Source organism: Nocardia seriolae NBRC 15557, from assembly GCF_007990715.1.
In the GTDB taxonomy this organism is placed as follows: domain Bacteria; phylum Actinomycetota; class Actinomycetes; order Mycobacteriales; family Mycobacteriaceae; genus Nocardia; species Nocardia seriolae.
The window spans coordinates 98,488-120,502 of the sequence record NZ_BJWY01000006.1 but is presented as its reverse complement, the minus strand read 5'-3'; the positions used below and the strand labels follow the sequence as shown (position 1 = coordinate 120,502).

The following is a 22,015-nucleotide window of genomic DNA, read 5'->3' as shown; positions in this document are numbered from 1 at the left end:
GGACACTAGGCAACATCATCATTCGGCACACCGCCGTCGCCTGATGTGCGCAGCCCGGCGACCGTCGGGAGCGCACGGCAGAATGGCCGGGTGCGAATCAGGATGCTTGGACCGCTCGAGATCCGGGCAGAGGACGGGAAACCGATAGAGGTACCGGGTGCGCGACTGCGCGGGCTGCTCATCGCCCTCGCGCTCGAGCCCGGTCGCGCGGTGTCGAAAACGAATCTGGTCGACTGGATTTGGGGCGAGCAGCCCCCGGCCGACGCGGCGAACGCCCTGCAGGCCCTGGTCTCCCGGCTGCGGCGACTGCTGCCGGACGGCTCCATCGAGGTGCAGGCGGGCGGCTACCGGCTGGTGGTGAGCCCCGACGCCGTCGACGCCGTGCGCTTCGAACGGCTCGTCGACCAGGCCCGCGGCGGTGACGACGGGCAGCAGGCCCGGCTGCTGCGCGAGGCCCTGGACCTGTGGCGCGGCCCGCTCATGCAGGACGTCGGCCTGCCCGGCAGCGGGGATGTCGACGCGGTGCTGGTCCGATTCGAGGGCCTGCACCTGGCCGCGCTGGAGGATCTCTACGAGGCCGAGATCCGGCTGGGCCGGGGCACCGAGCTGATCGCCGAGCTCACCGAACTCACCGGTCGGCACCCGATGCGGGAACGGCTGGCCGGTTCGCTCATGCGGGCGCTGGCCGCCGCCGGGCGCGGCAACGACGCGCTCACCGCCTACGAGCGGGTGCGCGAGACCCTCGCCGACGAACTGGGCGTCGACCCCTCCCCGGAGCTGGCCGCCCTGCATGTCGCCCTGCTGCGCGGCGAGGTCGGCGCCAAGGACACCGAGCGCCGGACCAACCTGCGCGCCGAATTGACCAGCTACGTAGGCAAATACGCCGATATCGCGGTGGTGCGCGAACTCATCGCGGACCACCGTCTGACCACCATCACCGGCCCCGGCGGCTCCGGCAAGACCCGGCTGGCCCTGGAGACCGCGCACACCCTGCTCGACGATCTGCCCGACGGAGCCTGGCTGGTGGAACTGGCCGCCACCGACGCGAGCGGCGACCTGGCCCAATCCGCGCTGGCCGCACTGGGTCTGCGCGACGCGCTGCTCGGCGGCGGGCCCCAGGCGGAACCGATGGAGCGGCTCATCGCCGCCCTGCGCGAGCGCGAAACCCTGCTCATCCTGGACAACTGCGAGCACGTGATCGACGCCGCCGCGGCCTTCGCGCACCGCGTGCTCGGCGAATGCCGGAAACTGCGGATCCTCGCGACCAGCCGTGAGCCACTGGGCATTACGGGCGAGGCACTGTGGCAGGTCGCGCCGTTGAGCCTGCCGGCCGCGGACGCCGATCCGGCCGCCATCGAATCCTCCCCCGCCGTCCAGCTGCTGCTGGATCGGGCCCGCGCGGTGCGCAAGGACCTGGCGACCGACGCCCACGCGCTGGCCACCATGGCCCGCGTCTGCCGCGCGCTCGACGGCATCCCGCTGGCCATCGAACTGGCCGCGGCCCGGCTGCGCACCATGACCCCCGACCAGCTCGCCACCCGCCTCGACGACCGGTTCCGCCTGCTCACCGGCGGCAGCCGCACCGCGATGCCCCAGCATCGGACCCTGCGCGCGGTGGTCGACTGGAGCTGGGAACTGCTCACCGAGGCCGAGCGCACGGTGCTGCGCCGCCTCGCGGTGTTCTCCGGCGGCGCGAGTCTCGAAGCGGCCGAACAGGTTTGCGCGGTCTCCGGCGACGAGGGCGTGGCCGGGCAGTCGGCGGCGATCGAGCAGTGGGAGGTGCTCGAACTGCTGACCGCGCTGACCGAGAAATCGCTGCTGGTGGTCACCGCGGACGCCGCGCCGCGCTACCGCATGCTCGACACCATCAAGCAGTACGCCCGGGAACGGCTGGAGGCGGCCGGTGAAGCGGATCTCGCACGCCGGGCGCATCTTTCGTACTTCACCGAACTCGCCACCACCGCCGAGCCGCACCTGCGCCGCGCCGAGCAGCTGGAGTGGCTCGCCATCCTCGACACCGAGCACGACAACATCGCCTCCGCCATGCGCGGCGCGCTCGCGGCCGGCGAAGCGGCCGGTGCCCTGCGCCTGGCGGCGGTCGGCGGCTGGTACTGGTGGCTGGGCGGACACAAGAACGAGGGGCTGGAATTCGTCACCGCGGCCGCCGACCTGCCCGGCGAGGTGGACGCCGCGATCCGGGCCACGGTCTACGGCATGGTCGTGCACTTCCTGTCCTCCGGGCCCAAAGACGCGGCCCAGCTTCAGGAATGGATCCACAAGGCGTCCCGGTTCGACCGGAAGAGCCCGGGCGGGCACCCGGCCATCGGGTTCATCGGCGCGCTGGAGCGCCTGCTGCAGGGGCCGGACGCCATGCTGACCGCCTTCGAGCCACAGCTCGCCGACGACGACCCCTGGGTGCGCGCCCTGGCCCGCCTGCAAATGGGCAAGATGCGGATCGTGCTCGGCCGCGACGGGCAGGAGGTGGACGAGTACCTCGAGACGGCGCTCGCGGACTTCCGGGCGATCGGCGAGCGCTGGGGCATCTCGTTCGCGCTGACCGAGCTGGCCGACCGGATCGCGGGGCGCGGCGAATTCGCCGACGCCTGTGCGCTATTGGAGCAGGCGGTCACGGTGGTCACCGAGGTCGGCGCGCTCGAGGACGTGGTCCGAATCCGGTCGCGACAGGCTCAGTTGTATTGGCTGCTGGGCGATTCCGAGACGAGCGCGGCCGCCATGGACGAGGCGCAGCGGTGCGCGGACGAGGCGGCCTGGCCCAACTCCCTGGCCGAGCTGGCGCTGGAGAAGGCGCAGCTGGCGCGCTGGCGCGGCGACCCCGAGGAGGTGCACCGCCAGATCGCCATCGCGAGAACCATGTCGGGCGAGAACTTCGACCTGCCGAACGTGAGCGCGCGGATCCACGAGTTGCTCGGTTACCTCTCCACCGATCTCGACGTGGCCCGCGCCGAGCATGCCGCGGCCCTGCGGGCGGCCGTCGAGGCGGGCCACGCACCGCTGCTGGCCCGGATCATTGTCGGCATCGCGGACCTGGCGCTGCGCAATGACGAAAACGAGCAGGCCGCACGGCTGCTCGCGGCGAGCAACGCGGTGCGCGGCCTGCCCGATCGCACCCTCGCCGATGCGACCCGCATCGAGTCGGCAACGCGCGATCGCCTCGATGAAGCGGACTTCACCGAGGCGATGCGGGCGGGTGCGAAGGCGGGCTGGACGGAATTGACCGCGGTCACGCTCGCTTGTTGAAAGTGGCACGCGACCACAGGTATCCGACGATGGCGAACCCGGCGCACCAGGCCAGCGCGGCGGCGGTGTAGCCACCGGACGGCGCTCCGGTGAGAAACCCGCGCAGGGATTCGATGATCGGGGTGAAGGGCTGGTACTGCGCGAACTGCCGCACCCCCTGGCCCATCTGGTCGGCGGGCACGATCGCGCTGCTCAGGAAGGGCAGCATGATCAGCGGCACCATGGCCATGCCCGCCGACTCCGGGCTCTTGGCCGCCATGCCGAGCGCCACGGTCAGCCAGGAGGCCGCGAAGGAGGTCGCCAGCATCACGCCGATCGCGCCCAGCCATTCCGCCGCGCTCGCCGGCGAGCGGAAGCCCAGCGCGAAGGCGACACCCAGCACCGCCGCGATGGCGATCACATTGGTGACGATGGTGGCCGCCACGTGGCCGGACAGCACCGCGCCCCGGGACACGTCCATGACCTTGAAGCGGTTGATGACGCCCTTGGCCATGTCCGAGTTCACCGAGACCGCGGTGCCCGAGAGCCCGTAGCTGACGGCCAGCAGCAGCATGCCCGGGGTCGCGTAGTCGATGTAGTGCCCGCCGACATTGAACGCGCTGCCGAACACGTACACGAAGATCAGCAGCATCACCACCGGCATGAGCGCGGCATTGAAGATGGTGACCGGGTTGCGGGCGATGTGTTTGAAGTTGCGGCGCAACATGATCGACGCGTCGCCGAGCGCCGCGGAGAGCGGGTTGGGGGTGGTGGCGGTGGTGTTCGCGGTTGCGATGGCGGTGCTCATCGGGCTTCGGCCTCCGTGGTGGCGTGCCCGGTCAGGGCAAGGAAAACGTCATCGAGATCAGGGGTGTGGATGGAGACCTCTTCGGCCTCCAGGGAGTGATCGGCGAGCCGATCCAGTAGGGACCGAAGGGCTTTCGTCCCGCCGTTGCCGGGCACCTGCAGGCTCAGGGCCTCGGTGTCGGGGGTGGCGGCGGGCAGCACGCGGGCGGCCGCCTCGAGGTTCGCGTGGTCAGCGAAGCGGAGCCGGATGTAGCTGCCGGGCACGCGGCGCTTGAGGTCCTCGGGTGTGCCCTCGGCGACGATGCGGCCGCCGTCGAGCACCGCGATCCGGTCGGCGAGCTGATCGGCCTCCTCCAGATACTGGGTGGTGAGGAAGATGGTCACGCCGTCGGAGACCAGTTCCCGCACGATCTCCCACATGGTGCGGCGGCTGCGCGGGTCCAGGCCGGTGGTCGGCTCGTCGAGGAAGACGATGCGCGGCCTGGTCACCAGCGTCATGGCCAGGTCCAGCTTGCGGCGCATACCGCCGGAGTAGGTGGAAGCCTGCTTGCCCGCCGCCTCGGTCAGCTCGAAGCGATCCAGCAGCGAACCGATCACCTGCTTGCGCTCGGTGCCGCGCAGCCGGTGCAGATCCGCCATGAGCTGGAGGTTCTCCGCACCGGTGAGCAGATCGTCGACCGCCGCGAACTGACCGGTGACCCCGATCGAGGCGCGGACCGCCTTGGTCTGGGTCGCGATGTCGTATCCGGCCACCTGCGCGCTGCCGCCGTCGGCCTTCAGCAGGGTGGTCAGCAGGTTCACCGTGGTGGTCTTGCCCGCCCCGTTCGGACCGAGCAGCGAGAAGATGGTGCCCGCGCCGATGCTCAGATCAATGCCGTCGAGGATCGTCTTGTCCCCGTAGGCCTTCCGCAGCCCCTGGGCCGCGATTGCTGTGCTGTTCATGGGGACTACTCTCGGCAGCCCGCCTGATATCGACCTGACACCGACCTGACATGCCGCCTGACACCCTCGGGGTCAGAACAGCGACTGTGCGTCCGCGGCGATGAAGAAGCCGTGACCGGCCGTCGAGCAGCGGACACCGGAGGTCATGGATTCGCAGATGACACCGCGCACGCCGATGGTCTGGCCGTACTCGAGGACCTTGCCGCCGCCCTCGTGGAAGCCGGGCGCGGTCGAACCGTCGGTCGGCGGGCCGACATAGACGCCCTGGTTGAGGCAGATGAACTGGGAGTTGCCGCCCGATACCTGGGCGGCCACCGAGTGGCCCGGGTTGTTGGCGCAGCTCAGGCCGGCCGGGATGACGGTGGCGTTCTTCAGCTGGCAGCCGACGGTGTGGATGTCGTCCACGTAGATGCCGCATTTGATGTTCTTGCTCGGCGACTGGAAGTAGTACGTGTTCTGCGACTGGTAGTCGCGGGCGTCGTCGAGCACTCATGGTGGCGCCCCAGGCAATTCACTTCCCCCACAGAAACATTCGTTCGAATCACCGAAATTGTTAGTTTGAGAAAGGGCCCATGATTCGGTGGGCTTGACGGCAACCTCGAGCCTAGGCTTTGGGCATGACGCCGCTGCAGCGCTATATCGCAGAGGAAATCGCCACCGATCACGCGGAGGGACTGCTCAGCCGCCGGGAGGCGCTGCGACGACTGGGACTGCTCGGCATGGCCACGCCCGCGGCGGCGGCGCTGCTGGCGGCGTGCGCGGAGTCCGCGAAGCAGTCCCCGACTCCCACCGCATCCGGATCGCCCACGGCCACCGGCTCCGCATCGCCGACCGCGGCCCCACCGGGCACCGCGACCGCGCTCCAGGCCACCGCCGTCACCCTGCCCGGACCCGAGGGCCGCACCCTACAGGCGGCCTGGGCGGCCGCGGCGCAGCCCAGGGGCGGCGTGCTGGTGATCCACGAGAACAAGGGCCTCACCGACCACATCCGTTCCGTCACCGGCCGTTTCGCGGGTGCGGGCTATTCGGCGCTGGCCGTGGACCTGCTCTCCGAGGAGGGCGGCACCGCCACCTTCACCGACCCGGCCGCCGCCACCGCGGCGCTGAGCAAGATCCCCCAGGACCGCTTCGTGGCCGACCTGCGCGCGGGCCTGGCCGAACTGGGCAAACGGGTCCCGGGGAAGAAGCTGGGGGCCACCGGTTTCTGCTTCGGTGGCGGCCTGACCTGGCTGCTGCTGACCTCGGGCACCGCCGAATTGGCCGCTGCCACGCCCTTTTACGGACCCTTCCCCGACGGCGGTCAGGTCACCGGCGCCCAGGCCGCGGTGCTGGCGATCTACGGCGCGCTCGACAGCCGCGTCGACGCCTCGCGCCCGGCCGCCGAGGCGGCCCTGGACAAGGCGGGCCTGCCGCACGAGAGCTTCGTCGCCGACAACGCCGACCACGCCTTCTTCAACGACACCGGCCCGCGCTACCAGCCCGCCGCGGCCGCCGAGGCGTGGCGGCGCGTAATCGACTGGTACGGGCGCTATCTCGCCTGAGGCGCGTCACGTCACTCGCCCGAGAGCAGCCCGGCGGCGACCACCGCCGCCACCCGCTCGCACAGCTCGTCCGCGATCGACTGCTGGAATCCGAACAGCGAGTAGAACATCGGGCCCGCCATCAGCAGGTGCACGGCGGCCGGGTCCGGTAGTTCGGCCAATTCGCCACGCGCGACGGCCCGTTCGAGAATGGCCCGCACGTAGTCGACCTCCACGCCGAGCGCGCCCTCCCGCAATCGCGTGGCCAGGGCCGGATCCTTGCCCACTTCGGCGATCAGGGCGGGCCCGGACTGCCGGGACAGTGGATTGCCCATCGAGGCCCTGATCTTGTAGGCCAGCGCGCGCAGGTCGCCGCGCAGCGAACCGGTGTCGATGGGCTCGGGCAATTCGTTGTCGTGCACCGCGGCCCGGAAGGCCATCTCGGCCTTGGAGCCGAAGCGGCGGTAGATGGCGGCCTTGCTGACCCCGGCGGCGGCCGCCACCGCGTCCACGGTCAGGGCGGCATATCCCTTGTGCGCGAGCAGCTTCCGGGTGGCGTCCAGCACGCTGTGATCTATCCGATCCTCTCGGGGACGGCCGGGGCCTTGTCGCGGGGTGCTCACGGTGTCACTATATCGATACTAGAGTTTCGAAACTCGAGTATCGATATTCATGCAGAGGAGCAGACCATGACCACGGTCGAACCCATCCCCGCCCTCCGCCGCGATCCGGCCCGCACCCGCACCCTCTGGGCCGGGCGCTCCGTCATCGCCATCGGCCTGCTGCACACCGCGTACTTCATCCCCGTCACCCGGCCGAGCTGGGCCGAATGGTTCTCCGGCGGGCTGTCGCGCAATACCGACGACTCGTCGCACGCCCAGCCCCTGGCCGACTTCTGGGCCCTGCCCGGCAGTTTCGTCGTCCCGCTCATCGCGCTCGGCCTGATGATCACGAAATCAGCCCGCGAGGATCGGGAAGTCCCACGCGCGGTGGGCATTTCGCTGGGCGTGTGGTCGGCCGCCAACTTCGCCGTGCTCTTCCCCTCCGGATTCGTGCTGGGCCTGATCCCCGCCGGACTCTTGATCTCCGCCCGCCGCGCCCGGCACTGATGTGCCGCGCGCGTGCCGCTGATGTTTGGATGACCCGGTGGAATTGCGCCAGTTGCGGTACTTCGTGACCGTCGCCGAGGAACTGCATTTCGGGCGGGCGGCCGAGCGGCTGCACATCGCCCAGCCGGCGGTCAGCCAGCAGGTGCAACGGCTGGAACGCGAACTGCGCGTGCAACTGCTGGATCGTTCACCCCGGCGGGTGCGGCTGACCGAGGCCGGGCTGCGCTTCCTGCCCGCGGCCCGGGCCGTGCTCGCCGCCGCGGACCGGGCGCGGGCCTCGATCGCGGACCTGGCCGACGGCCGCGCCGAGGTGTTCCGGCTGGGCACGGTGACCGGGCTCGGCGAGCGGCTGGACGCGGTGCTCGACGCCTTCGCCGAGCAGGCCCCGCAGGTCCAGGTGGAACTGCTGACCCTGCCCGTGCGGGATCGCCTGGCGCAGGTGGCCACCGGCGATCTGGACGCCGCGTTCGTGCGCGCCCCGGAGCCCGGCGAGAGCCCGGAGTTGGACTTCCTGCCCGCCTGGGACGATCCACTGGTGGTGGCGCTGCCCGCCAGACACCCGCTGGCGCGACGGGAGTCGGTGCGGCTGCCCGATCTGGCCGAGGTGCCGCTGCGCCTCACCGAGCGGCGCAATCACCCCGCGCTGGTGGATCTGGTGCTGAACGCCTGCGCGCGTGCGGGATTCGAGCCGTCGCCCGCCCCCACCTCCACCACCCTGCAGGACACCCTGGCCGCCATCGGCGCGGGTTCGCCCATGTGGACGGTGGTCTACGAATCCAATGCCCGCCAGACCCGCAATCCCCGGGTCGCGTTCCGCCCGTTCGCCGACGGTGGCCTGAGCCTGCCCATCGCGCTGGCGGTGCGCGCCGACGCCGCCTCACCCAATCTGCGCCTGCTCGGCGCGCTGCTCGCCGCCGTGTAGCCGGGACGCGATAAGGATTCCTTATCGCTGTGCGCACGACCTGCCCATCGATCGGGGCGCGGAATTCCGGTGAACTGTTCTCGGGCCGCCGAACGGCCTGCATCCCAGCAGTTTTCGTGAAGGAGAACAGTCATGCCCATCGTCACCGTGCAGCAGGGTCCGCGCACCGTCGAGCTCAAGCGCGACCTGGTCCGCCGCATTACCGACGCCTTCGTCGACGCCTACCAGATCCCGGCCGAAGCGGTGCAGGTCTGGATCCACGAGACCCCCGCCGACAGCTGGGGCACCGCCGGGCGCCTCACCGCCGACGGCAAGTAGCCGAGCGCAGGCTGCCGACACCTCTAAGCCCGGACCGACCATCCGGTACCGAGAGGTGTCGGGGTCGTTCCAACCTGGTTTCGAGTAGACATGCACCCAGGTAGGGACCCATTTTAGTGATAAAACGGCACTATGACCGAGGTAGTCGGCAGCGACGCCGCACCCACTGCGGCGGGACGTTCGCTGGAATTCTGGGGCTATTGCATGTGGGGCCTCGCGGGGCTGGCGATCGCCGTGTCCGAACTGGCGTCGGTCTTCGGGCTGGCGAGTTGGCCCACCATCTCGAATACCATCGGGCACTTGGAGACCCAGCACAGCTGGGTGCGGCTGGTCGTGGTGTCGGTGATCGTGCTGCTGGCGTATTACGCCGTCCCCCAACTGGCCACGCCTCCCGAGCCGGTCGTGCAATCGATCGTCGGGCGCACCCTCACCGCGAACGGCCGTATGACCAAAACCGATTCACCGATCACCCTGCTGGGCGCGGGCTATCTGCTGGGCGCGGTCGGCACCTATGTCTTCGGCGTGCTGTTCGCCGCCGCCGACCGCGGCATGCACCCGCACTCGTACCTCGGTGCGTACGTGCTCTACGGGCTGATCGCCCTCATGTGGGTGATCGTGCCCAGCATCCTGGCCATGTTCTTCAGCCGGGATGTCCCCTTCCCCACGCTTTTTCGCACCGTCGGGTATCTGGAGCGACGCGCCCACCCGGTCGCCGCCATCCTGCTCGCCGGACTCGTGGTCCTGCTGATCCACCTGGCCTTCTATCCCTGGCCCGTGGTGGCGAACTGACGAACCACCGCGAAAAGCCTTGCCCCCAGGTCTATTTACGCCCGCGTAGCAGCAGGAAGGCCGCATAGGCCGCCCCCGCGACGCCGACGACCGCGACTACACCGATAGTTGTCAGGATTGCGTCCACGCCGCCGATTTTAGGCTCTCCACCGGCGGCCCGGGGCGTGCTCGGCGTGCCGCGCATGCCCGGTCCCGCCATCAGGCGTATGCAGGAGTCATGGGTCGCCGTTCCCCGCTGGAGTTCCCTCCGGGCAATTCTCCGCATGCCCGTAGCGATCAGCCCGAATCGGACATGTCACAAATATTGCATACATAGCGATTCGTGCATATGGTGTTTCGGGCACTACCGAAGGAGGGTTATGGGCGAGCACGGGCATTCCCACGCGCATGGACACGACCACGCCGGGCACTCGCACGGCGCGACCGCCGACAGCGACAAGCGCTGGCTGGCGGGCGCGCTCGCGGTCATCGTCGCGTTCCTGCTCGGCGAGGTCGTGGTCGGCCTGATCGCCAGGTCGCTGGCGCTGCTGTCGGACGCCGCGCACATGCTCACCGACGCCGCCTCGATCGTGCTGGCGCTGTGGGCCATCCGGCTGGCGGCCCGGCCCGCCCAGGGCCGCATGACCTACGGCTGGAAACGCGCCGAGATCCTCTCCGCCCAGGCCAACGGCCTGACCCTGCTCGGGCTGGCGGCCTGGCTCACCTACGAGGCGATCCGCCGGCTCATCGATCCGCCGGACGTGACCGGTGGGCTGGTGCTGGTCACCGCGCTGGTCGGCATCGTGGTGAACCTGCTGGCCAGCTGGATGATCAGCCGCGCCAACCGGACCAGTCTCAATGTCGAGGGCGCGTATCAGCACATCCTCAACGACCTGTTCGCCTTCATCGCCACCGCGATCGCCGGTCTGATCATCATGCTCACCGGCTTCACCCGCGCCGACGGCATCGCCACCCTGATCGTGGTGGTGCTCATGGTCAAGGCGGGCGTCGGCCTGGTCCGGGCCTCGGGCCGGATCTTCCTCGAGGCCGCGCCCAGCTATCTGGACCCGGTCGAGATCGGCCGCGAGATGGCCGACGTCGACGCGGTGGTCGAGGTGCACGACCTGCACATCTGGGAGATCACCTCCGGCGTGCCTTCACTGTCGGCGCACATTCTGGTCGCACCCGGCGCGGACAGCCACGCCGTGCGCGCGGCGGTGGCCCACATGCTGGCCGAGCACCACCACATCGACCACGCCGTCCTCCAAGTCGACTACACCGACCACGACGAGTGCCCGCCCGACGCCGACCACGACCACGAGCCGCACTGCGCCGAGCCGCACGGCCCGGTGCACCGCAAAACCATCGCCAGCAACTGAGAAGGCATGGCCGGCAACTGATATCCGCCGTCACACGGTGACGGCGTGCAGCTCGGCGAGCCGGGCCAGCGCCGCCGCGGCCGGGGAATCCGGCGCGGCGGTGTAGACCACCAGCAGCTGATCGGGATCGCCCGGCAGCACCAGGGTCTCGTAGCCGAGGTCGATCGGACCCACCTCGGGGTGGTGAATGAGCTTGGCCCCGAACGTCTTCTCCTTGACCGGGTGCGCCGCCCAATGCCTGCGGAAGGCCGGGCTGCGGGCCGAGAGCTCCTCGACCAGGGCGGTGAGCTTGCCGTCATCGGGGTGCAGGCCCGCGTCGCGGCGCAGGTAGGCGACGGTCTCGCCCGCCACCGTCTCCCAGTCGGGGTACATGGTCGGCGCGTGCGGCTCGAGGAACAGGTAGCGGGCCTGATTGCGTTCGGCGTCCGGCACCCGTGAGAACCCGGAGACCAAGTCGCCCATGGCATTCCAGGCCAGCACGTCCATGCGGCGGCCCAGCACGAAGGCCGGAGCGGTCAGCGCGTCGACGACCAGGCGGGTGCCCGGGCGGATCGCGTCGCGGTAGACGCCGGTGGCCGTGGTCGGGTGGGCATCGACCGTGCCGCCCGGGCGGGCCAGCGCGTACAGGTGTAGCCGTTCGGGATCGCTCAGGCGCAGCGCGCGGGCGACCGCGTCGAGCACGGCGTCCGAAACATGTTTGCCGCGGCCCTGTTCCAGCCGGATGTAGTAGTCGACGCTGACCCCCGCCAGCTGCGCCACCTCCTCCCGGCGCAGCCCCGGGACGCGGCGGCGGCCGTACTCGCGCAGGCCCGCCTCGGCGGGCTGGATGCGGGAGCGGCGGGAGCGCAGGAATTCGCCCAGGTCGTTCTGCATGCCTCCCAGACTACGACCTCATCCTGGTACCGGCAGACCCAGGAAAACCGCAACCCTCGTTGCCCGGCTCGCGCGCTCGCAGGATGAGTGCACACCGCAAACGCGAAGGAGCACGGAAAATGAGCTACGAGAACCTGACCGGCCGCACCGCCGTCATCGCCGGAGCCGCCAGCGGCATGGGCGAGGCCACCGCACTGCTGCTGGCCCGCAGCGGGGCCCGGGTGGCGCTGCTGGCGCGGCGCGCGGACCGGCTGGCCACCCTGGCCGCCAAGATCGAGGCCGAGGGCGGGACCGCGCTGGCGGTCACCGTCGACGTCACCGACGCGGCGAGCGTGAGCGCGGCCGCCGCGGCCGTGCACGCGGGGTTCGGACCGGTCGATCTGGTGGTGAACTCGGCGGGCGTCATGCTGCCCAATCCGATCACCGACGGCCGCGAGGACGAGTGGACCCGCATGCTGGAAACCAATGTGGGCGGGCGGCTCCGGATGATCCGCGCCTTTCTGCCGGACCTGCTGGCCGCCGCCGACGCGGGCCGCCCCGCCGATCTGGTCAATATCTCCTCGATCGGCGCACACGTAGCCTTCCCCAGCTACGCGGTCTACGGGGCCACCCAGGCCGCCATCACCCAGCTGTCGGCGAGCCTGCGCACCGAACTGGGTTCCCGCAGGGTGCGGGTCACCAATATCGAGCCCGGTCTCACCGACACCGAACTCGGCAACCACATCGACAATGCCGAACTGAGCGGTCAACTCGACGGCATGTTCCAGTTCATCGAGTCGCTGCGCCCGGACGACATCGCCGACCTGATCGCCTACACCACCAGCCGCCCGGCGCACGTGAACCTGCGCCAGCTCATCGTCCTGCCCACCCAACAGGCGTGAAAACCGCTGGGAGACAGGACCCCCTGTCAGAGCCGCGCCGCCGCCTCGCCGAGGACGGCGGCGTTGCCGTGGCCGACGAGCGCTCCGATCGGCGTGGAGCCGAGGCGGCCGTGGTGCTCGAGTTCGCCGTCGCCGCGCCAGCAGCCGAGCTCACCGGTGCGGTACATGCGATCGCCCGGGGCCCCGTAGGGATCGGCCACGAAACGAGTGCCGGTGAGACCGGCGCGGCGGCGGTAACCGCGCGCCAATCCGGCACCGGCGACATAGATTTCACCGATCACGCCGGGCGGCAGCTCGTTCATCTTCTCGTCCAGCACGTAGCAGCGACCGCCGACCACCGGGCCGCCGATGGGTACCGCGGCCTGCGACCCGACCGTGCCCAGGGGACGGCTCAGGGTGGCGCACATGCCCGCCTCGGCCCAGCCGTAGCCGCTCACGAACGACCTTCCGGCCGAACAGATCCCGGTCAGCTTGGGCGGGCAGGGCGCGCCCGCGGTGGCGAGCAGGCGCAGGTGCGGCAGCGGTTCCGCGCCGGGCAGGGTGGCCAGGATGTGCGGGGTCAGCACGGCGTGGGTGACCCGGGCCGCCACCATGAGCTCGTAGAGGTCCGCGCCCGCGTAGGGCCCGGGCGGGGCCGGCACCAGCGTCGCCCCGGAGGCCAAGGCCAGCAACAACTCCCACACCGCGGCGTCGCGGCCCGGCGCGGCCGCGGCCAGCACCCGGGCGTCCGGGTCGGTGTCGCAGCGCTGGGCCTGGGTCACCACGAGATTGGCCAGCCCGGCGTGGGTGATGGTCGCGCCGCGCACGATGCCGCTGGACTCGTACGGGTAGACGACGTAGGCCCGATGCTGCAGGCGCAGCGGCCGCACCCGCTCGGCATCGGTGATCGGCGCCGCGATGGGAGCCGAGCCCGTCCCGACGGGATCCATCGCAAGCCACCCGCCTGCCATGGCGGGCAGGTGTTCGCGCCGGTAATCGGTCGTAATCCCCGCGGTCGCACCGGAATCCGCGAGGATCGGGGCGATGCGCGCGGGCGGTGAGTCCGGGTCGACGGCCAGGAAGGCGGCCCCGGCGTGCGCGACCGCGCACACCGCCACCACCCACTCCGGCGACCGGGGTAGCGCGACGGCCACCACGTCCTCCGGTCCGATGCCCGCGCCGATCAGCCTGCGCGCCAAGCCGTTCGAATGCGCGGCGAGTTCGCGGTAGGTGAGGGTGAGGGGCCCGCACACCACAGCCGGGGCCTCGGGGTCGTAGGAGGCGGCCCTGGTGAGCAGCTGGGGTAGCGTCAGCGCGATTGCCGAGCTGGTGTCGTTCCACTTCCGTAGCTGCCGTTGCCATTCGAAGGCCCAGTCACCGGACCGGGCGGACCCGGCGCTGCGGCCGGAGGATGCCGGTGCGGTTTCGCAAACATCCGGAGAATCGGCGAGCATTGTCCCTCCCGAAGTCGAGACCTGCGGATTGCGCCGGAGCGCGGCGGTCTCGCGCTCCGACTGCGGACAGTACAGCACCGAGGCAGCAAGTCCACTGCTATTCGATTCGTGCCGCAGATGGACGAATGCTCAGGCGTTATGTGGACATGCGATCAAGCCGCGGCCGCACCCGCGCGTTCGCTCGCCTGCCGACGGCCGGAATCCGTGCCGCCCACGGGGATGCAGGCCGCGATCACCGCCGCGACCGCCGCCACCCCGCAGCCGATGAAAAGGCCGGTGCGGAAACCGCTTTCGCTCGGAATCGCGTGCCCGCCGAGGCGCACGCTCAGCTGCGAGAGCACCGCGCCGATCACCGCCGCGGAGAACGAGGTGCCGATGGACCGCATGAGCGTGTTGAAACTGTTGGCCGCCGCGGTCTCCGACAGCGGCACCGCGCTCATGATCAGCGCGGGCATCGCGCCGTAGGCCAGCGCCACCCCGCAGTTGCAGACGCAGACCGACACCAGCAGGCCCCAGGTCGACCCCATGAGCACGGTCGAGATCGCGTACCCCGCCGACAGCACCAGCGCCCCGGCGGTCAGCGTCACCTTCGGCCCGCGCGCCGCGGACAGTTTCGCGCCCAGCGGCGAGACCACCATCATCATCAATCCGCCCGGGGCCATCCACAGGCCCATGGCCAGCATGGACTGCCCGAGCCCGTAGCCGGTGGCCTTCGGCAGCTGCAACAGCTGCGGCACGATCAGCGAGGCCGAGTACATGCCGAAGCCCAGCACCATCGAAGAGGCATTGGTGAGCAGCACTTTCGGCCGCGCGGCCACCCGGAGGTCGACCAGCGGGTCGGCGATCCGCAGCTCCCACCAACCCCACAGCGCCAGGCTCAACACCGCCGCCGCGAACAGTCCCAGGATGGTGCCGCTCCCCCAGCCCCAGGTCGAGCCCTTGGACACGGCCAGCAGCAGGCAGACCAGTCCCGCGCCCAGCCCCAGCGCCCCGATCGCGTCGAAGCGGCCGGTGGCGCTCACCGGCACGGCGGGCACCACCGCGTAGATGAGAATCGCGATGAGCAGACTCAACCCGGCCGCGCCCCAGAACAGCACCCGACAATCCGCGTGCTGCGCAACGGCTGCCGCGATGGGCAGGCCGAGCGCGCCGCCGATTCCCATGGAGGCGCTCACCATGGCGATGGACGGACCCAGCCGCTCCGCGGGCAGCAGGTCCCGCAGCGCCGAAATGCCCAGCGGCAGAATGCCCATCCCCATGCCCTGCAACCCGCGGCCGATGATCATGGGCGCGACCGAGTCGGCCAGCGCGCACAGCACCGAGCCCGCGATCAGCGGCACGGTGGAGACCAGCAGCATGAGCCGCTTGCCGTAGAGGTCGCCGAGCCGCCCGGCGACCGGGGTGGTGACGGCCGCGGCCAGCAGGGTCGCGGTCACCACCCAGGAGGCATTGGAGGCGGAGGTGTGCAGCAGTTGCGGCAGTTCGCCCAGCAGCGGCACCACCAGGGTCTGCATGACGGCGGCGATGATGCCGGCCAGGGCCAGCACGCCGACGATGCCGCCCGGGTGGACGGTCAAGTCCGGGTCTTCGGGTCGCGGGGACATGCGTTTCTCCTCATCGGTCGAGATCAACGCATGTGTACGATACATACTGTGTGCATGATGCACATAGACGATGTGACGCGGGTCACCTGTGGTAGACAGATTCCGCAGCGCTCGACGAGAGGACGGCATGGATCAGCCCGCGGATGCGTCCGGAAAGCCCACGGCCCGAGTCGAATTCGAAACCATGCTGCTCGGCCGCTACACCATCAACGCCCGCTACCGCCGCGACGGCACCCGCCTGGACCGCAGCGCCTACGTGCTGCTGAGCCGCCTGGCCGTCACCGGCCCGATGTCCATCGGCCAGCTCACCGAGGCCTTCGGCCTCGACACCTCCACCGTCAACCGGCAGACCGCGGCACTGCTGCGCGGCGGGCTCGTGGACCGCATTCCCGACCCGGTCGGCGGCATCGCCCGCAAATTCCACCTCACCGCCGCGGGCGAGGCGGCCCTGGACGCGGAACGCCGCGCCAATACCGAGGGCCTCGATCGCGTCATGGAAACCTGGTCGGCCGACGATGTCGCGGCCTTCGCCAACCTGCTCGCGCGCTTCAACACCGATATCGAACGCCTCGACGGACGGCCCTGGCCCCGCCCCTGAGGAAACCGCCTCGCCCCCCGCGAAACCGGCCCGGTACGCGCAGGCGCATCGGGCCGATTCCGTCCGTCGGACCGGGCAGTGGCCGACGGTCCCCGAGGCGAAGAGGGGCCTCGGGGCGCGGGGCCGGGTGGTGAAGCCGACCCCGTGCACCAACGATAGGCGCGTTGCCCGCCGAACGAAATCGGTTACTCGACCTAATTTGTTGACGCGACGGCGGAACATCACGCGTTGTGCATCGCGGCGTCATGCCGTGTGCACCGCGATCCGGCCCAGATTGCGCCGGGTTTCGATGAGCTCGACCGCGGCCGCCATCTCCGCCAGCGGAAACACGGTCAGGCGCGGGCGAATTCGCCCCTGGGCCAGCAGCTGCCACAGTTCGGCCCGCCAGGTGTCGAGCAGGCCGGTGGCGGTGCGGGCGAGCAGGCCCATCGAGAAGCCGGTGACGGTCTCGAGCTCACCGAGCAGGGTGTCGACATCGACGCTGCCGCCGTACGCGCTGAAAGCGATCAGTCGGCCCTGTGGGGCAAGGGTTTCCACGCCGCGCTGGACCAGCTCGCCGCCGACGCCGTCGAGGACGATATCGACCCGCTCGGTCCAGGTGTCGCCGTAGGTGAGGACCTCGTTCGCGCCGCATTCACGCAGGAATTCGGCCTTTCCGGGGTCGCCGACCGCCGCGACGACCCGCGCGGCTCCCAGGGCCCCGGCGAGTTGCACGGCCGGGTGACCGACTCCGCTGGCGGCCCCGGTGACCAGCACCGATGCGCCGGGGACGAAGCGGGCGGTCCGCAGCAGGCCGAGCGCGATGACGCCACCGCGGACCAGCGCCAGCGCGTCGGCGGCATCGACGCCCTCCGGGATCTCCGTCATCAATTGCGCAGTGGCCAGGGCGTATTCGGCGTAGGCGTCGAGAAACACCACGCCCCCGACCCGCTTGCCGACTCACTCGGACAGGCCCGGCCCGGCGGCCACCACCGTGCCGACGATCTCGCCGCCGCCGGGGCAGTCGTCGCGCTGCATCCCGCGCACCAGTCCGACGTGGACACCCGCCAATTCGGTGCGCACCAGCAGCTGCCCGGGGCCGGGCACGAGTTCGGTGGCGGTGGTGACCAGAGCCAGGCGGCGGCCGGAGAACTGAATCCTGCGCATCGCTAATGCCTTCCGACCGAACCCGACGTCGCCGTCGGCACTTATTATGTCGGACATAAATTTAGGCTTGAGAATTTTCATGTGTCAAACATAAATTTATTCGATGCGAGACACCGCAGGTCACGGCACAAAAAAGCGCGGCGGCCGTCCGAGGACGACCGCCGCGCGTGGCGTACGGGAGGAACTAGCTGTCGACCGTCTCGCGCTCGAGCACCTCGTGGTGCTTCGAACCCCAGCCCACGTGCGCCTCCGCCCGCATGCGCTCGATCATGTGCGGGTAGTGCAGCTCGAACGCCGGACGCTCCGAACGGATGCGGGGCAGCTCGTAGAAGTTGTGCCGCGGCGGCGGGCACGAGGTCGCCCACTCCAGGGAGTTGCCGTAGCCCCACGGATCGTCCACGGTCACCGGCTCGCCGTAGCGGAAGGACTTGAAGACGTTCCACACGAACGGCAGCATCGACGCGCCCAGGATGAACGAGCCGATGGTGGAAACGGTGTTCAGCGTGGTGAATCCGTCGCTCGGCAGGTAGTCCGCGTAGCGGCGCGGCATGCCCGAGGCGCCCAGCCAGTGCTGCACCAGGAACGTGGTGTGGAAACCGAGGAAGGTGGTCCAGAAGTGCCACTTGCCCAGTCGCTCGTCGAGCATGCGGCCGGTCATCTTCGGGAACCAGAAATAGATGCCGGAGAAGGTGGCGAAGGCGATGGTGCCGAAGAGCACGTAGTGGAAGTGCGCGACCACGAAATACGTGTCGGAGACGTGGAAGTCGAGCGGCGGGCTGGCCAGGATGACACCCGACAGACCGCCGAACAGGAAGGTCACGATGAAGCCCGCCGCGAACAGCATCGGCGTCTCGAAGGTCAGCTGGCCCTTCCACATGGTGCCGATCCAGTTGAAGAACTTCACGCCGGTCGGGACCGCGATCAGGAAGGTCATGAACGAGAAGTACGGCAGCAGCACGGCTCCGGTGGCGTACATGTGGTGCGCCCACACCGCGATCGAGAGCGCCGCGATGGCGAAGGTCGCGTAGACCAGCGTGGTGTAACCGAAGATCGGCTTGCGCGCGAACACCGGAATGACCTCGGAGATGATGCCGAAGAACGGCAGCGCGATGATGTATACCTCGGGATGACCGAAGTACCAGAACAGGTGCTGGTACAGGAGTGCCCCGCCGTTCGCCGGATCGTAGATGTGCCCGCCCAGGTGCCGGTCGTAGGCCAGCGCGAACAGCGCGGCGGTCAGGATCGGGAAGGCCACCAGGATAAGGAAACTCGTCACGAAGATGGTCCAGACGAAGACCGGCATCCGGAACAGCGTCATGCCCGGGCAGCGCATGCAGACCACCGTGGTGATCATATTGACGCCGCCGAGGATGGTGCCCAGACCGGAGACCGCCAGACCCAGGATCCACAGGTCACCCCCGACGCCCGGCGAGTGCACGTAGTCCGACAGCGGCGTGTACGCGGTCCAGCCGAAGTCGGCCGCGCCGCCCGGCGTGAGGAAGCCGCCGGTGGCGATGAGCGCGCCGAAGAAGTACAGCCAGTAGCTGAAGGCGTTCAGGCGCGGGAAGGCCACGTCCGGCGCGCCGATCTGGATCGGCAGGATCACGTTGGCGAAGCCGAACACGATCGCGGTCGCGGTCGCGGTCGCATAGAACAGCAGCATGATGGTGCCGTGCATGGTGAACAGCTGGTTGAACTGCTCGGGTGAGAGGAACTGCATGCCCGGGCGCGCCAGCTCGGCGCGCATGAGCAGCGCCATGATGCCGCCGATCAGGAAGTACGTGATGGCGGTGGTCAGGTACATCATCCCGAGCATCTTGGGATCGGTCGTGGTGATGGCCTTGTAGATGAACGAGCCCTTGAGACCGCGGCGCGCCGGGAACGGGCGGGCGAAATCGAGATTCTGTTCGGGCTTTGGAGCAACTGCTGTCACCACATCCTCCTCGGGAGGGGTTCCGTCCAGCTCTACCAATCGGGGCACATAGAACGGCGCACAGCGTACCTACAGCAAATCGATCATCGTCGAAAACACTCCGGGCGGAGAGAATCGGGATCGAACTGCAAGATACTTCAGGGCTATCGTCACTTCGCGTGCGGGGCGGGTTGCCGCTAGGGTGTGGGTCGAGGGGCGGCTTCATACGCGGCGAAACACACCGGCGGGAAACAATTTTGGCGCGTTATTCAACGGCAGTTCACCCTGTGACGTCACGAAAACCTCATAAGTCGCGATTCACTATCAACGTCATGGCTCGATCACTGCGCACTCGCATCGCTACCGTCGCCGTGGTCGGCACCCTCGGCACCCTGCTCGCCGCGGGGGCGGCCACCGCCACGGACGAACCCAAGGCCGTCATTCACGACCGCGCCGCGGTGACCGCGCGCGTCACCGGCGAGAAGCCGGGCAACCGGTGTCAGATCGCGGGCGCCGATGTGAGCGGGCCGTGGGGGACGGTCGGATCCGACGGGACGGTCACCCTCACGCTGGGCACGGCCCACGGAAACGGCAAGAAGCTGCGGGTCATCTGCGATGATCCCAAGCGCGGCGACGCCAGCCTGCACACCGTCCGCTCGGACCGGGTCAGCTACGACGGCATCCTCTCCCCCATCCGCCAGATCATGCACAACCGCTTTTTCGGAGCGCGGTAGCGCGTCAATGTCCGGCGCGGGCGGCGGCCACCGCTGCGCGGACGGCCGGGACGGCCTCGGTGGCGAAGTGATGGGTGGCGGCTTCGCCGTCGGGGTCGACCGGGAGCAGGAATTCGCTGATGCCGTGGGACAGGGCCAGTTCGGTGAGCTGGGCGGGGGTCATGGTGGGGTCGATGACGTAGGCGCGGCGGATGAGGGCGGGGACGCGGCCGGCGGCGCGGGCGCCGGTGTCGATGGCCGACATGAGGGTGGGCAGGCGGTCGGGTGGGGCGTAGGCGGAGCTGCCGAGCCAGCCGTCGGCGAGTTCACCGGTCAGGCCGAGGGCGCGGGGGCCGTAGACGCCCAGCCAGATGCCGATCGAATGGGCCGGGGGCGGAACGGGTTTCGCGCCGCGCAGCGGGTAGAACTCGCCGGGCAGGTGGGAGCGCTCGCCCTCGCCCCAGAGCGCGCGCAGCACCCCGATGGCCTCGCGCAGGGCGGCGAGGGCCTGGCCGGGCGTGCGGCGGGTGCCGCCCATGGCCTCGATGGCGTCCCAGAACGCGCCCGCGCCCAGGCCGAGTTCGACCCGGCCCGCACTGAGCAGGTCGAGGCTGGCCGCGCTGCGGGCCAGCACGGCGGGCGGGCGCAGCGGGAGGTTCGCCACGGCGGGCATGAGGGTCAGGTTGCGGGTGACGGCGGCCAGGTAGGACAGCAGCGTCCAGGCGTCGAGGAAGGCGGGCTGGTACGGATGGTCCTGCACCGCCAGCACTTCCAGCCCGGATTCGTCGGCGTGGCGCACCAGGCGCAGCAGCGCACGCCCGCGCGCCGCCTCGGGCGGAACGAAGATCCCGAACCTCAGCTCATGCCCGTAATCCGCCATAGCGAATATCAAGCTACCGGCGTGCCCGGGGCGGCCGCGCGAATCCGCGTCGGCTCGGCGAGTCCGGTTGACCGTTCGCGTTTCAGATCGTGATCAACCGGCAACCGGATTCCATAGTCGTTGCCGGGCAACGAATTACAATCGTGAGAAGGGTCGTCCGGGGGCGCGGCCCGGTCTTTTCGGCGGTGAGGCCGTTCGCGAGACGGCCGGGTGAAAGGGCGTGCGCGGTGCAGGTTCACAGCACGGTCGACGTGGCGCAGAAGCACTTGCGGAAGGTGGATCCCTCCGCCCTCGCGCACGCGCGGAACCGGTTGGCGGAGACCGGAATAGCGCGGCTGAGCTTCCTGCTCCCGCACCGGGTCAAACGCACGCTGGCGGCCGAGGCGCTGGCCCTGCTCGACCATCACCGCCAGTGGGGCGAACTGCTGCCCGAGGGCGAGGGCGGCGAGCGCGGGCAGGTGGACCTGACCGAGCAGGAGGTGGCGGCGCACGCGTCCTGCATCCCGGGGCTCTACGACTGTGAACCCTTGCGGCACAGCCTGTCCATGATCACCGCGGAACCCGTGCTGCCCTGTCCGGACGCCCGCCGCTACACCGTCAGCCGCCTGCACCACGACGACTCGGTCGGCCAATGGCATTGGGACGACTATGCTTTCGCTCTCGTCCTGGTGGTCGAGTGCCCGCCCCTGTCCGACGGCGGCTTCGTCCAGACGGTGGCCCACACCCGCCGCGACTGGGACCACGCCGACATCTATCGAACCCTGACGCGCAACCCGATTCGGTCCTGGGAGCTGTATCCGGGCGACCTCTACCTGATGCGCGCCGACACCACCCTGCACCGGGTGCACCCCTTCGTGAACGGCCGCCGCACCACCGTCGCCATGGCCTTCACCGCGCGCCCGCTGCATCGGGTGATGCCAGGAGTTTGCTTATCCGGTGGGAGTGAGCCGAATCATATACAGTGATAGCCTGA

22 protein-coding genes are annotated in these 22,015 nt (G+C 69.8%); 11 read left to right on the top strand and 11 right to left on the bottom strand.

Going from position 1 to position 22,015, the window contains the following annotated elements; genetic code table 11:
* The first annotated feature begins 102 nt into the window (after nucleotides 1–102).
* Complete coding sequence (locus tag NS2_RS03370) at nucleotides 103–3,258, top strand: AfsR/SARP family transcriptional regulator (protein ID WP_155240013.1); 3,156 nt, start codon at nucleotides 103–105, stop codon at nucleotides 3,256–3,258.
* Here NS2_RS03370 and NS2_RS03365 read toward each other — a convergent pair.
* From NS2_RS03365 to NS2_RS03355, 3 genes are all read right to left on the bottom strand, one after another.
* A complete protein-coding gene (locus tag NS2_RS03365) occupies nucleotides 3,242–4,045 on the bottom strand; it encodes an ABC transporter permease (protein WP_082062516.1) in 804 nt (267 codons plus the stop codon). The genes NS2_RS03370 and NS2_RS03365 overlap by 17 nt on opposite strands.
* On the bottom strand, nucleotides 4,042–4,986 hold the full coding sequence (locus NS2_RS03360) for a daunorubicin resistance protein DrrA family ABC transporter ATP-binding protein (RefSeq protein WP_033085533.1): 945 nt from the start codon (nucleotides 4,984–4,986) through the stop codon (nucleotides 4,042–4,044). The genes NS2_RS03365 and NS2_RS03360 overlap by 4 nt, the downstream gene beginning before the upstream one ends.
* Nucleotides 4,987–5,058: 72 nt before the next feature.
* Nucleotides 5,059–5,475: a hypothetical protein gene (locus NS2_RS03355; RefSeq protein WP_033085532.1), complete on the bottom strand. Its 417-nt coding sequence runs from the start codon at nucleotides 5,473–5,475 to the stop codon at nucleotides 5,059–5,061.
* A 128-nt stretch (nucleotides 5,476–5,603) separates the two neighbouring features.
* Between NS2_RS03355 and NS2_RS03350 the strand changes: the two genes are divergently transcribed.
* Nucleotides 5,604–6,527 (top strand): dienelactone hydrolase family protein, encoded by a 924-nt coding sequence (locus tag NS2_RS03350; RefSeq protein ID WP_033085569.1) that lies wholly within the window; start codon nucleotides 5,604–5,606, stop codon nucleotides 6,525–6,527.
* 11 nt (nucleotides 6,528–6,538) lie between these two features.
* On the opposite strand, the gene NS2_RS35785 is transcribed toward NS2_RS03350, so the two are convergent.
* The gene (locus tag NS2_RS35785; protein WP_045435842.1) at nucleotides 6,539–7,129 is read right to left on the bottom strand and encodes a TetR-like C-terminal domain-containing protein; all 591 of its coding nucleotides are present in this window, start codon (nucleotides 7,127–7,129) and stop codon (nucleotides 6,539–6,541) included.
* 66 nt (nucleotides 7,130–7,195) lie between these two features.
* On the opposite strand from NS2_RS35785, the gene NS2_RS03340 reads away from it, so the two are divergent.
* From NS2_RS03340 to NS2_RS03320, 5 genes are all read left to right on the top strand, one after another.
* Entirely contained in the window at nucleotides 7,196–7,615 is a 420-nt protein-coding gene (locus tag NS2_RS03340) for a DUF6463 family protein (protein ID WP_052085966.1), read from the top strand.
* Between the two features lie 37 nt (nucleotides 7,616–7,652).
* On the top strand, nucleotides 7,653–8,537 hold the full coding sequence (locus NS2_RS03335) for a LysR family transcriptional regulator (RefSeq protein ID WP_033085566.1): 885 nt from the start codon (nucleotides 7,653–7,655) through the stop codon (nucleotides 8,535–8,537).
* A 132-nt stretch (nucleotides 8,538–8,669) separates the two neighbouring features.
* Nucleotides 8,670–8,855 carry a 4-oxalocrotonate tautomerase DmpI gene (dmpI, locus tag NS2_RS03330; RefSeq protein ID WP_036545806.1) on the top strand — a complete coding sequence of 62 codons (186 nt, stop codon included), beginning with the start codon at nucleotides 8,670–8,672 and terminating at the stop codon, nucleotides 8,853–8,855.
* A gap of 132 nt (nucleotides 8,856–8,987) precedes the next feature.
* A complete protein-coding gene (locus NS2_RS03325; protein ID WP_033085530.1) occupies nucleotides 8,988–9,644 on the top strand; it encodes a hypothetical protein in 657 nt (218 codons plus the stop codon).
* Nucleotides 9,645–10,003: 359 nt separating this feature from the next.
* Complete coding sequence (locus NS2_RS03320) at nucleotides 10,004–11,002, top strand: cation diffusion facilitator family transporter (RefSeq protein ID WP_033085528.1); 999 nt, start codon at nucleotides 10,004–10,006, stop codon at nucleotides 11,000–11,002.
* Between the two features lie 30 nt (nucleotides 11,003–11,032).
* Here the strand turns inward: NS2_RS03320 and NS2_RS03315 are convergent, their stop codons facing one another.
* Nucleotides 11,033–11,875 (bottom strand): helix-turn-helix transcriptional regulator, encoded by an 843-nt coding sequence (locus NS2_RS03315; RefSeq protein WP_033085527.1) that lies wholly within the window; start codon nucleotides 11,873–11,875, stop codon nucleotides 11,033–11,035.
* 119 nt (nucleotides 11,876–11,994) lie between these two features.
* Between NS2_RS03315 and NS2_RS03310 the strand changes: the two genes are divergently transcribed.
* Nucleotides 11,995–12,756 (top strand): SDR family oxidoreductase, encoded by a 762-nt coding sequence (locus tag NS2_RS03310; RefSeq protein WP_033085526.1) that lies wholly within the window; start codon nucleotides 11,995–11,997, stop codon nucleotides 12,754–12,756.
* A gap of 26 nt (nucleotides 12,757–12,782) precedes the next feature.
* Here the strand turns inward: NS2_RS03310 and NS2_RS03305 are convergent, their stop codons facing one another.
* Both NS2_RS03305 and NS2_RS03300 read right to left on the bottom strand, forming a co-directional pair.
* Complete coding sequence (locus NS2_RS03305; protein WP_143161471.1) at nucleotides 12,783–14,189, bottom strand: AMP-binding protein; 1,407 nt, start codon at nucleotides 14,187–14,189, stop codon at nucleotides 12,783–12,785.
* A gap of 152 nt (nucleotides 14,190–14,341) precedes the next feature.
* Nucleotides 14,342–15,793, bottom strand: a complete 1,452-nt coding sequence (locus NS2_RS03300; protein WP_147207072.1) for an MFS transporter — start codon at nucleotides 15,791–15,793, stop codon at nucleotides 14,342–14,344.
* 127 nt (nucleotides 15,794–15,920) lie between these two features.
* Here NS2_RS03300 and NS2_RS03295 point away from each other — a divergent pair, with 127 nt between their 5' ends.
* Nucleotides 15,921–16,391 (top strand): MarR family winged helix-turn-helix transcriptional regulator, encoded by a 471-nt coding sequence (locus NS2_RS03295; RefSeq protein ID WP_033085524.1) that lies wholly within the window; start codon nucleotides 15,921–15,923, stop codon nucleotides 16,389–16,391.
* 243 nt (nucleotides 16,392–16,634) lie between these two features.
* Here the strand turns inward: NS2_RS03295 and NS2_RS03290 are convergent, their stop codons facing one another.
* From NS2_RS03290 to ctaD, 3 genes are all read right to left on the bottom strand, one after another.
* Nucleotides 16,635–17,309, bottom strand: coding sequence for a quinone oxidoreductase family protein (locus NS2_RS03290; protein ID WP_052085965.1), 675 nt, complete (start codon nucleotides 17,307–17,309; stop codon nucleotides 16,635–16,637).
* 21 nt (nucleotides 17,310–17,330) lie between these two features.
* Nucleotides 17,331–17,537, bottom strand: coding sequence for a hypothetical protein (locus NS2_RS03285; protein WP_052085964.1), 207 nt, complete (start codon nucleotides 17,535–17,537; stop codon nucleotides 17,331–17,333).
* 184 nt (nucleotides 17,538–17,721) lie between these two features.
* Nucleotides 17,722–19,470 (bottom strand): aa3-type cytochrome oxidase subunit I, encoded by a 1,749-nt coding sequence (gene ctaD / locus NS2_RS03280; RefSeq protein WP_033085564.1) that lies wholly within the window; start codon nucleotides 19,468–19,470, stop codon nucleotides 17,722–17,724.
* Nucleotides 19,471–19,781: 311 nt separating this feature from the next.
* On the opposite strand from ctaD, the gene NS2_RS03275 reads away from it, so the two are divergent.
* Nucleotides 19,782–20,183, top strand: a complete 402-nt coding sequence (locus tag NS2_RS03275; RefSeq protein ID WP_033085523.1) for a hypothetical protein — start codon at nucleotides 19,782–19,784, stop codon at nucleotides 20,181–20,183.
* Between the two features lie 4 nt (nucleotides 20,184–20,187).
* Here NS2_RS03275 and NS2_RS03270 read toward each other — a convergent pair whose 3' ends face one another.
* Nucleotides 20,188–21,042 carry an LLM class flavin-dependent oxidoreductase gene (locus NS2_RS03270; RefSeq protein ID WP_033085522.1) on the bottom strand — a complete coding sequence of 285 codons (855 nt, stop codon included), beginning with the start codon at nucleotides 21,040–21,042 and terminating at the stop codon, nucleotides 20,188–20,190.
* Between the two features lie 227 nt (nucleotides 21,043–21,269).
* Between NS2_RS03270 and NS2_RS03265 the strand changes: the two genes are divergently transcribed.
* Nucleotides 21,270–22,007, top strand: a complete 738-nt coding sequence (locus tag NS2_RS03265) for a HalD/BesD family halogenase (RefSeq protein ID WP_052085963.1) — start codon at nucleotides 21,270–21,272, stop codon at nucleotides 22,005–22,007.
* Nucleotides 22,008–22,015: the final 8 nt, after the last annotated feature.